Source organism: Acinetobacter sp. F9 (assembly GCF_019195275.1).
GTDB classification, from domain to species: Bacteria; Pseudomonadota; Gammaproteobacteria; order Pseudomonadales; family Moraxellaceae; genus Acinetobacter; species Acinetobacter pseudolwoffii.
The window spans coordinates 980,343-994,207 of sequence record NZ_CP078068.1; the positions used below are offsets into that span (position 1 = coordinate 980,343).

The window sequence follows — 13,865 nt, forward strand, 5'->3', positions numbered from 1 at the left end:
AACTGAGACTTTATAACAATGTTAACTTTTGATTTATATAATATTTTAATTATTTCTGGAATTATTTTTGCAGCACTGGTGACCTTCGGTCTCATCATTGCGCGTCTATACCGCCGGTCCAGTAAAGAAATCTCCTTTGTGCGTACCGGTTGGGGTGGTGAAAAAGTGATTTTGGGCGGAGGCGCAATCGTGCTCCCAGTCTTGCATGAAATTATTCAAGTCAATATGAACACTCTGCGTCTTGAAGTGCGCCGTGCAGATGATCAGGCACTGATTACCCGTGACCGTATGCGCGTGGACGTCATGGCCGAATTCTATGTGCGGGTCAAACCTACTGCTGATTCAATTGCAACAGCCGCACAAACGCTCGGGCAAAAGACCATGTCACCGAATGAATTAAAAAATCTGGTCGAAGGCAAATTTGTCGATTCACTGCGTGCAGTAGCAGCAGAAATGGCCATGGAAGAACTGCATGAAAAACGGGTCGACTTTGTACAAAAAGTACAGCAAGTGGTTTCAGAAGATTTGCATAAAAATGGTCTGGAACTGGAAACCGTTTCCCTGACTGGCCTGGATCAAACTGGATTTAAATATTTCAATCCACAAAATGCCTTTGATGCTGAAGGCCTGACCAAGCTCACTGAAACCATTGAAGATCGTCGTCGCAAGCGAAATCATATCGAGCAGGATACCGACCTGGCGATCAAAACTAAAAATCTGGAAGCAGAACAGGCGCGCCTGCAAATCATTCGTGAAGAAGAATATGCCAAGCTGCAACAGGAACGCGAAATTGCCATTCGCCGTGCCGAGCAACTGGCTGAAATTTCTGCTCAGGAAGCCGGTAAAAAACGTGAAGCAGAAGAAGCACAAATTGCTGCTGAACGAGAAGTCGACCTCAAGCGTATTTTAGCGGCCCGTGATGTAGAAAATGAGAATATCCAAAAAGCGCAGCTGATTCAAAAAGCCCAAGTCGAACAAAAGAAAACTATTGAGCTGGCCGAACAGGATCGTGCCATTGCCATTGCAGAAAAATCTCGCGCCGAATCTGAAGCCAAAGCGCAAGCCGATCAGGCACGTGCTCAAGCGGTAAAAGCGGAAGAAGAAGTCATTACCGTACGCCAAATCCAGCAGGCAGAGCGTCAAAAAGCGGTTGAGCTGGTCGCAGCCAAAGAACACGCGGAAAAAGATGCAATTGCGATTACGGTTGCCGCTGAAGCCGGAAAACAAGCCGCAGCAGATGATGCCGAAGCAGTACGTATTGCTGCTGAAGCTGAAGCCGAAAAGGTTCGTCTTAAGGCCAAAGGTGAAGCGGACGCAAAAATTCTACTGGCTCAGGCGATGGAAAAACAGTATCAGGTCGATGCAGAAGGTACCCGTGCAGTCAACGAAGCCAATAATGTGCTGTCACCTGAACAGGTCGAAATGCAGATTCGCCTAGCCATGTTGAAATACTTGCCTGAAATTATCCGGGAAAGTGTTAAACCGATGGAAAATATTGATGACATCAAGATTCTTCAGGTCAATGGCCTGCATGGCAGTCATGCCGGTTCCTGTCAGACAGATGCACATCATGAAAATGGCAATGTTGCCCTGTCAGATCAGGTGGTAAATAGCGCCCTGCGTTATCGCAGCCAAGCACCCTTAATTGACAGCCTAATGAATGAACTTGGTATTCAGGGTGGTGATATTAATGGTATGACCCAGAGTCTGAAGGCTAAAACTTAAAAATAGAATGAGATATAAAAAAGCTCCCAACTGGGAGCTTTTTAGTGCATGTTTAATCTATAAATCAAACCAAACCTTTATCTTTCAATACTTGCAACATGGTTGAACCAAGTTCCGCAGGACTGCGGGTATATGCCATACCCGCACGCTCAAAGGCAGCAAATTTTTCTTCAGCAGTTCCTTTACCACCTGAAATAATTGCACCCGCATGCCCCATACGCTTGCCTTTAGGTGCGGTAACACCTGCAATATAACCGACCACAGGCTTGGTGACATGAGCCTGAATATATTCCGCTGCCTCTTCTTCTGCGGTACCACCAATTTCACCAATCATAATAATGGCTTCAGTCTGAGGATCGTCCTGGAACAGTTTCAAGCAGTCAATCTGGTTCATGCCCGGAATCGGATCTCCCCCGATCCCGATACAAGTAGACTGACCCAGTCCAAGCTTGGTGGTCTGCGCTACGGCTTCATAGGTCAAAGTCCCTGAGCGCGAGATAATTCCAATTTTACCCGGCTGATGAATATGACCCGGCATGATCCCGATCTTACATTCACCCGGCGTAATAATGCCCGGACAGTTTGGCCCGATTAAACGCGTGCCATTACCATTGGTTTCCAGATAACGCTTGGCTTTAAGCATGTCGATGGTCGGTACACCTTCAGTGATCACCACAATTAACTCAATGCCCGAATCAACCGCTTCAACAATAGAATCCAGCACAAATGGTGCAGGAACATAAATCACCGAAGCATCTGCGCCAGTTTCTTTCACCGCTTCGCGCATGGTATTGAATACTGGTAATTCCAGATGGGTTTGACCACCCTTACCCGGTGTTACACCACCGACAACTTTGGTGCCGTAAGCCAAAGCCTGCTCAGAATGAAATGTACCGTTTTTTCCTGTAAAGCCCTGTACCAATACTTTGGTGTCTTTATTCACTAATACGCTCATGATTGATACTCCTTAAGCTTTTACAGCAGCAACGATTTTTTCTGCAGCGTCAGCAAGACCATTTGCAGAAATCAATTTCAAACCTGATTCATCCAGTAATTTTGCACCCAGTTCCGCATTGTTGCCTTCGAGGCGAACAACCACAGGAACGGTCACATTTACTTCCTGAACCGCCGCAATAATTGCTTCTGCAATCATGTCACAACGTACAATTCCACCAAAAATATTAATCAACACACCCTGCACAGAATGATCTGCCAGAATAATTTTAAAAGCTTCAATCACGCGCTCTTTGGTCGCACCACCACCGACATCAAGGAAGTTAGCAGGTTGACCACCATAAAGCTTGATAATATCCATGGTTGCCATCGCAAGACCGGCACCATTCACCATACAGCCAATGTTCCCTTCCAATGCCACATAGTTCAGATCGAATTCAGATGCTTTGAGTTCACGTTCATTTTCCTGAGACTTATCACGTAGCGCAACCACTTCAGGCAAACGGTACAGTGCATTCGAATCAATCCCGATTTTGGCATCCACACACAGAATATCGCCATTTTCACGTACCGACAGCGGATTGATTTCAAAAAGTGCAAAATCATTGTCTACAAATGCCTGATAAGCAGCAGTCATGACTTTAACAAATTGATTAATTTGGCCATCTTTGAGTTTTAGGGCAAAAGCCACTTCGCGAGCCTGAAATGGCATGAGCCCCACTAAAGGATCAACTTCAACTTTAATAATTTTTTCAGGGGTTTCTTCGGCCACTTTCTCAATTTCAACACCGCCTTCAGTCGATGCCATAAAAGTAATGCGGCGGGTTGAACGATCGACCACCGCACCCAAATAAAGTTCGCGCTCAACAGGATAAACATCCTCAGAGACTAAAATGCTATTTACCGGCTGACCATTGGCATCGGTCTGATAAGTTACCAGGTTTGAACCGATGATCTGGTTGGCATATTCAGCAGCCTCGGTAGCCGATTTAACGACTTTTACACCACCGGCCTTCCCACGACCACCCGCATGCACCTGAGCTTTCAGTACTGCGAACTTTCCACCTAACTGCTCGAAAGCATGTACCGTTTCATCGGCATTGGTGGCAAGTATCCCTTCCTGTACCGGCATACCATATTTTTTTAATAGCGCTTTTGCTTGATACTCATGTAAATTCATTCAATAACCTTTTATTACTTCTTTGCCTTGTTATAAACCCACCAGTACCCAGACGTCCGTCAAAGCAGTACCAGCATTTCTTAAAATCGTTATCTTTATTTTTAGATGATTGTTCCCATAAAAACAACCATGAAATGTAAAAAGAGCGACCTAAGCCGCTCTTTTTTTAATTTTATTTACGTTTGCGTTGAATCGCATGAATCGCACGACCATCGACCGCAAGTGCAGCTTCGTGTACCACTTCAGAGAAAGTTGGATGACCAAAAGTCATCAACTGTAGATCTTCAACTGAAGATACAAACTCAAGTGCAATCATACCTTGGTGTACGATGTCAGACGCAGCAGGTCCAATCACGTGCATACCCAATAGACGATCTGTTTTCGCATCAGCAACAAACTTCACAAAACCAGCATTTTCGCCAGCAGCCATCGCACGGCCGTTTGCAGCAAAACCGAATTGACCAGTTTTCACTTCGTGACCTTTGTCTTTGGCTTGCTGTTCTGTTAAACCAACCCACGCCGCTTCCGGATGGGTATAGATGACAGAAATAATCGTGTCATAGTTCACTTGCGCAGCATGACCGTGAATACGTTCAACTGCCATTACGCCTTCTTCCATGGCTTTATGCGCAAGCATAGGACCACGAACCAAGTCACCAATTGCGTATACGCCGTCCACAGATGTTGCACACCAATCGTTCACTTCAACCAGACCACGCTCAGTCAGTTTAATGCCGCAATCATCCGCCAATAAACCTTCAGCATAAGCACGACGGCCTACACATACGATTAACTTGTCGAAAGTTTGAGTCTTGTCTTCACCGCCCTGAGTGTACTTCACAGTCACTTCAGAACCGTTCACTTCAGTACCAGAAACTTTCGCACCAACGCGAATATCAAGACCTTGCTTAGTCAACAGTTTTTGGTAGTCTTTTGCCAAGGCTTTATCAGCCATTGGTAAGAATGCATCCATTGCTTCAAATACAACAACTTCAGCACCCAGACGACGCCAAACTGAACCTAATTCAAGACCGATAACGCCCGCACCAATTACGCCTAATCGTTTAGGTACTTCTTGGAATTCAAGTGCGCCAGTTGAGTCAACAATAATGTTTTGATCAACAGGTGCAGATGGGATATTGATTGGCACAGAACCAGTCGCAAGAATCACGTATTTTGGTTCTAAAATTTGAGTTTCGCCTTCATGAGAAACGAACTCAACTTTTTTACCGGCAAGTAATTTACCTGTACCTTTTAACCATTCGATGCCGTTGCCTTTCAGCAAGCCATCAATACCCATGGTCAATTGGTCAACGATTTTGTCTTTACGCGCTAAAAGTTTAGCAAGATCAAATTTCACTTCACCCGTGGTAATACCGTGATCATCTAGATGCTGCACTGTATCTTCGTAACGGTGAGAAGAATCAAGCAAAGCTTTAGACGGGATACAACCCACGTTTAAGCAGGTGCCACCTAAAGATGGCTTGCCTTTATGAATACGTTTTTCGATACACGCAACTTTGAAACCAAGTTGAGCTGCACGAATTGCTGCTTCGTAGCCGCCCGGGCCACCACCAATTACGACTAAATCGAATTGAGACATGTTTATCTCCAAATAATCCCCTTTAATCTCCCTTCAAAAGGGAGACCTAAGCCCTCTTTTTAAAAAGGGATTAGGGAAGATTCTTAATAAATAAATTACAGATCAAGGATAAGACGCGCTGGCTCTTCTAACAATTCTTTGATTGTTACAAGGAAACCGACTGCTTCTTTACCATCGATTAGACGGTGGTCATAAGACAATGCAAGGTACATCATAGGCAAGATTTCTACTTGACCATTCACTGCCATCGGACGTTCCTGGATTTTATGCATACCCAGAATCGCAGTTTGTGGCGTGTTCAAGATCGGAGTAGATAACAATGAACCGAAAGTACCACCATTGGTAATCGTGAATGTACCGCCAGTCATGTCTTCGATGCCTAATTTGCCATCACGCGCTTTCGCAGCGTATGCACGAATACCGTTTTCAACTTCGGCATAGTTCATGCGGTCTGTATCACGAAGTACAGGAACCACCAGACCACGCTCAGATGAAACTGCAACACCAATGTCATAGTAACCGTGATAAACAATGTCATCGCCATCGATTGATGCGTTCACTGCCGGATAGCGTTTTAGCGCTTCAGTTGCTGCTTTAACAAAGAATGACATGAAGCCAAGACGTGCACCATGACGTTTTTCAAACGCATCTTTGTATTGAGCACGCATTTCCATGATTGGTTTCATGTTCACTTCGTTGAACGTGGTCAACATTGCAGTTTCTTGAGTCGCTGCAAGTAAACGTTCAGCAACACGCTTACGAAGACGTGTCATTGGAACACGTTTTTCGATACGTTCGCCCACAGCAACGCTTAATGGCGCAGCAGCAGGAGCAGCTGGTTTCGCTTGGTGGTTTGCCACATCTTCTTTGGTGATGCGACCGCCACGACCTGTACCCGCAACATCAGCTGCTGCAACACCAGATTCAGTCAATGCTTTACGCACTGCTGGCGCTTGGTCTTGTACTTGCTGACGTTCAACGATTGGTGAATTACCTGCTTCAGTATTCGCCGCAGCTTGTTCAACTTTCTCTTCAGACTGAACTGCTTGAGTTTGAGCAGCGCCAGAAACAGCACCTTCTTCAAACTGTGCAATGACTTCAGCTGAAAGTACAGTGTCGCCTTCATTTTTAATGATAGAGGCAATTGTACCGTCTGCAGGAGCAACAACTTCTAAAACAACTTTATCAGTCTCAATATCACAGATCACTTCATCACGTGATACTGCTTCACCTGGTTGTTTGTGCCAAGTTGCGATCGTACCGTCCGCAACTGACTCTGGGAATACCGGTGCTTTAATTTCGGTTGCCATTACTTAGAATCTCCTGGATTATTCAGCGTCGATCGCAAGCGCGTCGTTGATGAGCTGAGCTTGTTGTTTTGCATGCAAATATGGTGAACCACAAGCCGGTGCAGCAGATGCTTCACGGCCAGCGTAGCTAATACGGACTTGTTTACCCGCTTTCATCACATCGTCATATAGACGCGGAGCGATGAACAACCAAGCACCTTGGTTTTTAGGCTCTTCTTGTGCCCAAACCAGTTCTTTCACATTTGGATATTGTGCAAGGACTTCTGTCAGGCGTTTTTCTGGGTATGGATATAATTGTTCAATACGCACAATCGCAGTATTGTTCAATTCTTTTTCACGACGTTTTTCAATCAGGTCGTAATACACCTTACCACCACACAGAACCAGACGGGTTACATCTGACTTGTTGATGTTGTCCACTTCATCAATCACGGTCTGGAAGCTACCGTTTGCAAGTTCTTCTAGCGTAGACGTTGCAAGTTTGTGACGAAGAAGAGACTTCGGTGAAGTCACGATCAATGGCTTACGGATTGGACGAATCGCTTGACGACGTAAAGCATGATAAATCTGTGCAGGTGTGGTCGGTGTGATCACTTGCATGTTGTCTTCAGCACATAGCTGTAAGAAACGCTCTAAACGTGCAGATGAATGTTCCGGACCCTGACCTTCAAAACCGTGTGGAAGAAGCATGGTCAAACCACAGACACGTTCCCATTTGGTTTCACCAGACGAGATGAACTGGTCAATCACAACCTGTGCACAGTTCGCGAAGTCACCGAATTGCGCTTCCCAAATGATCAAGCTCTTAGGAAGAGTCGTCGCATAACCATATTCAAATGCCAATACCGCCATTTCTGACAACAATGAGTCATAGATTGCAGTACGCGGCTGGTTTTCTTTCAGGTTACACAGCGGAAGATAAGTTGAACCATCGACCTGGTTATGCAGTTTTGCATGACGGTGCGAGAAGGTACCACGACCTACGTCTTCACCGGTTAAACGAAGCAAGTAACCATCATCTAGTACAGTTGCATACGCCAGAGTTTCAGCAGCACCCCAGTTCAGTGGCATTTCACCCGTTTGCATTTTCAGACGGTCATCGATCACTTTCGCAACCTGACGCTGCATCACGAAGCCTTCAGGAAGTTCGCGCATTTTCGCGCCAAGTTCTTTTAGACGCTCGATCGGGAAAGTCGTATCCCATTCGTCTGTGTAGTCATGACCCAAGTAAGGCGTCCAGTCCACAAACATTTTCTTGTTCGGTTCAAGTACCAGCGCATTGGCAACGTGATTACCCGCTTCCAGATCTGCACGGTAATTTTCAACCATTTGATCTGCATTTGCACGATCAAGAACACCCTGTTGTACCAGTTGATCCGCATAAAGCGTACGCGTGGTCGCTTTCTTGCTAATCACTTGATACATCATTGGTTGAGTTGCAGCCGGCTCATCCGCTTCGTTATGACCACGACGACGGTAGCAGAACATGTCAATCACAACGTCTTTACGGAAAGTATGACGGAAGTCATGAGCCAATTGTGAAATGAATACCACAGCCTCAGGATCATCACCATTGACATGGAAGATCGGTGCCTGGATCATTTTCGCGATATCAGTACAGTATTCTGTAGAACGCGCATCACGTGGATCAGAAGTGGTGAAACCCACCTGGTTATTAATCACAATGTGCACTGTACCACCCACGGTATAACCGCGAGTTTGTGACATCTGGAAAGTTTCCTGGTTGACGCCCTGACCTGCAAATGCAGCATCACCATGTACGATTAATGGCAATACGTCATCGCCGCCAATGTCTTTACGACGTACTTGACGTGCACGTACCGAACCTTCAACTACAGGGCCAACGATTTCCAAATGTGACGGGTTAAACGCCAATGCCAAGTGAACTTCACCACCTTGGGTCATCACGTTTGAAGAGAAGCCTTGATGGTACTTAACGTCACCAGAACCTTTCTTGTGAATCGATTTACCTTCAAACTCACCAAACAGGTCAGCCGGGTTTTTACCCATGATGTTAACCAGAAGGTTTAAACGGCCACGGTGAGGCATACCGATTACAACTTCTTTACAGCCAACAGAACCTGCACGCTGAATAATTTCGTTAACCATCGGGATGAATGATTCACCCCCTTCAACGCCAAAACGTTTTGCACCAACAAACTTATTACCTAGATATTTTTCCAGGCCTTCAGCTGCGGTTAAACGTTCAAGGACATGTTTCTTTTGTTCAGCATTAAAACCATATTGACCACGTGCACTTTCCAGACGTTGTTGAATCCAACGTTTCTCTTTGGTGTCCACGATGTGCATGTATTCAGCACCGATTGAACCACAGTAAGTGGCTTCCATTGCCTGAACCATCTCAGCCAAAGTCGCTTCTTCTTTACCGATCGCCAGGTTGCCAGTATTGAATACCGTATCTAGGTCCGACTGAGTTAAACCATGCGCAGCAAGATCTAGATCAGGCACAACTTCACGTTTCGCCAAACCCAATGGATCCAGTTTTGCTTTCTGGTGACCACGATTACGGTATGCAGCAATCAGCTGCAACACGCCAATTTGGCGACGTTCATGCTCTGAGCTGACAGTTGATTGAACAACAGGCTGAATACGGCTTGAATTACGACCTAAAAGTAGGAATTGCTCACGTACATTACTGTGTGGTTGATCACCTTTTGGGAATTTACCGAAGTATTCTTGCCAGTCAGCACCTACTGAATCCGGAGCCGTCAAATACTGCTCATAAAGTTCTTCAATATACGCTGCACTATCAGCGCTAAGTTCAGTGTCAAGACGCAGAGCGTCAGCAACTTCTTGCATTTGTGGACCCATTTCCTATTGCAAAAACATTTTCAGGATGCTTTTTAAGCAAAACCCAGGATTATTAGTGTCAGATTGGTAATATGACACTAGTCCCCCATAAGGCATAAGCCATGAGGCGTTATCACCACACCAAGAAAATCTTGATATGTTTAATGAACAATAACACCCCTCAGCGGTATCATTACTCATTGAATACCCGATCGAAACCGGGCAATTTTTTGCAAATCGACTTAGAAAAAACAAGTAGGAACAAAGATTTTTTCTAAAGCGACTCAAGCCTACCTTTATATACCAGTCCCTGGTTATGCAATGTTTAAAAAATGTACCTAAAATGGCATTTTCTAAAGATAGTCATAGGCTAAATGCTAACATGTTCTCAAGTTTTCAATTGATTTTTTTGACACATACCTTTCATAAATTGGCTAAATACAGTTCAGATATTTTACTCTAACCTATGGTGCTTTATCTCAAAAATAGATTCAATGTAGACTTAAGTCCTAAGCATTTCCGATAAATAAAAAGAGAGCAAACCTTTCAATCCACTCCCTCCTTAAATTTCCGTTATATAATAACATCGTTCTTGTTATTTTTCAGGTCAGTTTTACAGCTAAAAATCATAAATACCCCAAATAATTACATGTTCTTGTTCTATGGCACTTAACATCACCCGTCATTTCCTGACTACCTGACTCAACTTTATACATTTTAAGTATAGTATCTTTATTTTTATCCGATGATTTTTTATTTTGCTTCAATGGTTTGCACAAAAAAAGCACACCTTGTGGTGTGCTTTTTTCCAAACTGCTATCAGCAGCCTACTAACCTGCCATATCTAAAAGCATATTACGGATGTGACCGATTGCTTTAGTTGGGTTCAAACCTTTAGGACACACAGATACACAGTTCATGATGCCTTTACAACGGAACAATGAGAATGGATCGTCAAGACGGGCCAAACGCTCTTGTGTTCCAGTATCACGCGAGTCAATGATGAAGCGGTAAGCGTTCAACAATGCTGAAGGACCTAGGAACTTGTCCGGATTCCACCAGAATGACGGGCATGAGGTTGAACAACATGCACATAGAATACATTCATACAGACCATCAAGATGCTCACGCTCTTCAGGAGACTGTAAACGTTCCTTTGGAGGCGCAGGCTGGTTGTTGATCAAGAATGGATGGATCTTGTTGTACTGATCGTAGAACTGGTTCATGTCAACCACCAGATCTTTCACTACAGGAAGACCAGGCAATGGACGAACAGTAATTTCATTTGGTAAATCGTTCAGGTTCCAAAGACACGCCAAACCATTTTTACCATTGATGTTTACACCATCAGAACCACAAATACCTTCACGACATGAACGACGGAACGTTAAAGATTCGTCTTGTACTTTTAATGCTAGAAGTGCATCAAGCAACATACGGTGCTTGTCAGTCAATTCCAATTTAAAAGTCTGCATGTACGGTGCTTTATCCTTGTCAGGATCATAGCGGTAGATATGAAATGTACGAGTACCTCTACTCATCTGAATTCTCCTGATTAGAATGTACGTGGTTTAGGTGGAATCGCGTCAACCGACAATGGACGGTAACGAACTGGCTTGTACTCAAGACGATTGTCCACAGAGAACCATAATGTGTGCTTCATCCACTCATCATCACGACGACCATATGGATAATCCGCATGATCCGGTGACAATTCGAAATCTACCACAGTATGCGCACCACGACATTCTTTACGCGCAGCAGCTGAAATTAAGGTCGCTTTTGCAACTTCATACAAGTTTTCAACTTCTAATGCTTCAACACGTGCAGTATTAAATACTTTAGATTTGTCTTTCAAATGAATATTACGAACACGTGGCTCAATTGCAAGAATCTGTTTTACACCTTCTTCAAGTAGTGCTGATGTACGGAATACACCTGCATGATCTTGAACAATGTCACGAATCGCATCTGCAACTTCCTGAGCATTCTCACCTGTTGTGGATTCGTCAAGTTTACGAATACGCGCAACCGTTTGCTCAAGTACAGTTGTTGGTAGTGGCTCGTACTCATCACCGTGATGTTTAGTCACATAATCGATGATGTGTTTACCCGCAGCCTTACCAAATACCACCAAGTCAAGCAGTGAGTTGGTACCTAAACGGTTTGCACCATGTACAGATACACATGAACACTCACCAATTGCATAGAAACCTTTCACTGGCTTAGTGAAATCACGTTCGGCTGCATTGGTCGAATAAACATCGGTATCCTTGTTGTAATGTGCCGCCAGCGCTTCAGTTTCGCGTGACTCAGGCACAACAACCTGACCATGAATATTGGTTGGAATACCACCCATTTGGTAATGGATTGTTGGTACTACTGGAATTGGTTCTTTGGTGATATCCACGTTCGCGAATTTCTTGCCAATTTCGAATACCGATGGCAGACGCTTCATGATCGTATCCGCACCTAAATGCGTCATATCAAGCAGGATATAGTCACCTTTAGGACCACAACCACGACCTTCTTTGATTTCCTGGTCCATAGAACGTGACACGAAGTCACGTGGAGCCAAGTCTTTCAAAGTTGGAGCATAACGCTCCATGAACGGTTCGCCATCTTTGTTACGAAGGATTGCACCTTCACCACGACAGCCTTCAGTCAGCAATACGCCTGCACCCGCAACACCTGTAGGGTGGAACTGCCAGAATTCCATATCTTGCAATGGAATACCTGCACGCGCCGCCATGCCAAGACCGTCACCAGTATTGATATAAGCATTGGTAGATGCACGGTAAACACGACCCGCACCACCGGTAGCAAACAATGTAGCTTTACCTTGGAATACGGCAATTTTACCAGTTTCCTGGTCAATTGCAGTGACACCAAGTACGTCACCTGCTTCGTTACGGATCAAATCAAGTGCGATCCATTCTACGAAGAATTGCGTACCCATTTTCACGTTGCTTTGATAAAGCGTGTGAAGAAGTGCGTGACCTGTACGGTCGGCAGCAGCACATGCACGTGGCACCGCTTTTTCACCGTAGTTCGCAGAGTGACCACCGAATGGACGCTGGTAAATTGTACCATCAGCGTTACGGTCAAATGGCATACCCAAGTGTTCTAATTCGTATACCACTTGAGGTGCTTCACGCGTCATAAATTCGATTGCGTCTTGGTCACCTAACCAGTCCGAACCTTTTACTGTGTCGTAGAAATGGTAGTGCCAGTTATCTTCTTGCATATTACCAAGAGATGCACCAATACCACCCTGCGCTGCCACAGTGTGAGAACGGGTTGGGAAAACTTTGGTCAGTACCGCAACTTTCAAACCAGCTTGAGCAAGTTGGTAAGACGCACGCATACCTGAACCACCACCACCCACGATGACTGCATCGAAGGTTTCGTGTGGAATATTTGTGTAATCTTCTTTAGGGTTTATAGCGCCCATGATTGTTTCCTATCAATTCGCCCAAAAAATCTGGATCGCCCAGATTGCATATGCCAACACAGCAATAATCACTGCTGAAGTCAGTACAATACGCAAACCATTCGCCGAAGGACCCATTTGACGAGTCGTCACATAGTCTGTGAAAACCTGCCACATACCAATCCAAGCGTGTGCAACAAGAGATAAGACTGACAATAAAGATAGAATCTTCATTGGAGTTGTCATCATGAAGCCATACCATTGTTCATAGCTGAATCCACTGTTACACAGGATCCAACCCAAAATAACAACGGTATAAACAGCCAAAATAACAGCACTAACACGTTGGAGAAACCAATCGCGAGAACCTGAACCTGTTAAACCAGTAGCGCTTTTCATTAGAGTACGATCCATACAAATGCTGCAACGATACCGATTGCAGACAAGATTAATGCGATAGTAGATGCGACACGGCCACTTTCTAATTCTTCAGCAACGCCAATGTCAGCAAGTAAATGCTTAACACCCGCAATAAAGTGAAAAATCAAGCCGGCGACAAATACCCATACAATGAAGCGAACAATGAAACCATTCATGATTTCTTGAACTTGCGCAAAACCTTCAGGTGAAGACAGTGATTTGTCTAAAATCCAGAGAAGGACCGGTACGAGTAAGAATACGATAACACCTGAAAGACGGTGTAGAATTGATGCAATAGCCACGGGCGATTTTAAGTTTACTTCTAAAACTTGACCCATGGACAAATTGACAGGTCTGTTGCTTTTCACAGCGGGCATCCTGTAAGTAAAAACTCCATCCGGAGTTTGT

At 44.6% G+C, this 13,865-nt stretch carries 10 protein-coding genes; 1 reads left to right on the plus strand and 9 read right to left on the minus strand.

What is annotated here, in order from left to right; translation table 11 throughout:
- Positions 1–18: 18 nt before the first annotated feature.
- The gene (locus KT990_RS04805) at positions 19–1,725 is read left to right on the plus strand and encodes a flotillin family protein (protein ID WP_005096291.1); all 1,707 of its coding nucleotides are present in this window, start codon (positions 19–21) and stop codon (positions 1,723–1,725) included.
- Between the two features lie 64 nt (positions 1,726–1,789).
- On the opposite strand, the gene sucD is transcribed toward KT990_RS04805, so the two are convergent.
- The 9 genes from sucD to sdhC all read right to left on the minus strand — a co-directional run bounded on the left by sucD (position 1,790) and on the right by sdhC (position 13,834).
- The gene (gene sucD, locus KT990_RS04810) at positions 1,790–2,680 is read right to left on the minus strand and encodes a succinate--CoA ligase subunit alpha (protein WP_005096290.1); all 891 of its coding nucleotides are present in this window, start codon (positions 2,678–2,680) and stop codon (positions 1,790–1,792) included.
- 12 nt (positions 2,681–2,692) lie between these two features.
- On the minus strand, positions 2,693–3,859 hold the full coding sequence (sucC, locus tag KT990_RS04815; protein WP_218209244.1) for an ADP-forming succinate--CoA ligase subunit beta: 1,167 nt from the start codon (positions 3,857–3,859) through the stop codon (positions 2,693–2,695).
- A 172-nt stretch (positions 3,860–4,031) separates the two neighbouring features.
- The gene (gene lpdA / locus KT990_RS04820; RefSeq protein ID WP_005096288.1) at positions 4,032–5,462 is read right to left on the minus strand and encodes a dihydrolipoyl dehydrogenase; all 1,431 of its coding nucleotides are present in this window, start codon (positions 5,460–5,462) and stop codon (positions 4,032–4,034) included.
- Positions 5,463–5,557: 95 nt separating this feature from the next.
- The gene (gene odhB, locus KT990_RS04825; protein ID WP_005171964.1) at positions 5,558–6,772 is read right to left on the minus strand and encodes a 2-oxoglutarate dehydrogenase complex dihydrolipoyllysine-residue succinyltransferase; all 1,215 of its coding nucleotides are present in this window, start codon (positions 6,770–6,772) and stop codon (positions 5,558–5,560) included.
- 18 nt (positions 6,773–6,790) lie between these two features.
- The gene (locus KT990_RS04830; protein WP_005096285.1) at positions 6,791–9,613 is read right to left on the minus strand and encodes a 2-oxoglutarate dehydrogenase E1 component; all 2,823 of its coding nucleotides are present in this window, start codon (positions 9,611–9,613) and stop codon (positions 6,791–6,793) included.
- Between the two features lie 821 nt (positions 9,614–10,434).
- Positions 10,435–11,145, minus strand: a complete 711-nt coding sequence (locus tag KT990_RS04835; protein ID WP_005171970.1) for a succinate dehydrogenase iron-sulfur subunit — start codon at positions 11,143–11,145, stop codon at positions 10,435–10,437.
- A 14-nt stretch (positions 11,146–11,159) separates the two neighbouring features.
- Positions 11,160–13,058, minus strand: a complete 1,899-nt coding sequence (sdhA, locus tag KT990_RS04840; RefSeq protein ID WP_005171973.1) for a succinate dehydrogenase flavoprotein subunit — start codon at positions 13,056–13,058, stop codon at positions 11,160–11,162.
- Between the two features lie 12 nt (positions 13,059–13,070).
- Positions 13,071–13,436 carry a succinate dehydrogenase, hydrophobic membrane anchor protein gene (sdhD, locus tag KT990_RS04845; protein ID WP_005096282.1) on the minus strand — a complete coding sequence of 122 codons (366 nt, stop codon included), beginning with the start codon at positions 13,434–13,436 and terminating at the stop codon, positions 13,071–13,073.
- Entirely contained in the window at positions 13,436–13,834 is a 399-nt protein-coding gene (gene sdhC / locus KT990_RS04850) for a succinate dehydrogenase, cytochrome b556 subunit (protein ID WP_074383085.1), read from the minus strand. Before sdhC ends, sdhD begins: the two co-directional genes overlap by 1 nt.
- Positions 13,835–13,865 lie beyond the last annotated feature (31 nt).